General features: G+C 57.9%; 1 protein-coding gene. It reads left to right on the forward strand.

The genetic code is table 11. The features are described 5' to 3' along the window. Positions 1 to 750, forward strand: a 750-nt coding sequence (locus tag DCC82_RS18300) for a DDE-type integrase/transposase/recombinase (RefSeq protein ID WP_233253002.1), incomplete at its 5' end; no start/stop codon positions are given. Between the last annotated feature and the right edge of the window lie 30 nt (positions 751 to 780).

The raw sequence follows: 780 nt of genomic DNA on the forward strand, positions 1-780 counted from the left end.
TTGGGGCTCGTGTTGACGTACTACGTCAACTTTGGGATGTCCTCGAGGGAGACCGCCGCCGCCATGAAGGACATCCATGGCGTCTCGATCTCCCATCAGACGGTGCTCAACTACGCCAACAGCGTCGCGCTTTGGATCAAGCCCTTTGTCGACCGGTTCCCGTATGAGCTGTCCGGTTCGTTTTGCGGGGACGAGACGTATATTCGCGTCAAAGGGCGCTGGCATTACCTGTTCTTTATGTTTGATGCCGTCAAAAAGATCGTGCTGTCGTATCGCGTCTCGCCCAAGCGGGACACGCTCTCGGCCATCCAGGCCATCGATGATGTCCTGCGAAAGCTGCCGTCCCTCCCAGACGACTTGTCGTTTGTCGTGGATGGCAACCCGATTTACCGGCTGGCGCAACACTTCTTCGCCCAGCACGGGATTTCGTTTGACGTCCGCCAGGTGATCGGCCTAACCAACGAAGATCCGGTCTCGGAAGAGTTTCGCCCTCTCAAACAGATCATCGAGCGATTCAACCGGACCTTTAAAGGCAACTACCGCCCGACCCATGGGTTTGGTGCGGAAGAAGGCTCGGTGTCCTTTGTGACGCTGTTTGTGGCGTATTTCAACTTCCTGCGCCCGCATAGCGCACTCGAAGGCCGGGTCCCGGTCGTCATCCCGGAACTGGCGGATCTTCCGCATATGCCGGCCCGGTGGACGAAGCTCATCGCCATGGCACAAGCGTTTCTCCAACAAGAGGCGGCCTGACTTTTTTGTCCGCCGGAGCCCGTTGAACAG

The sequence above is a fragment of the Geobacillus sp. LYN3 genome (genome assembly GCF_003064505.1).
GTDB lineage: Bacteria > Bacillota > Bacilli > Bacillales > Anoxybacillaceae > Parageobacillus_B > Parageobacillus_B toebii.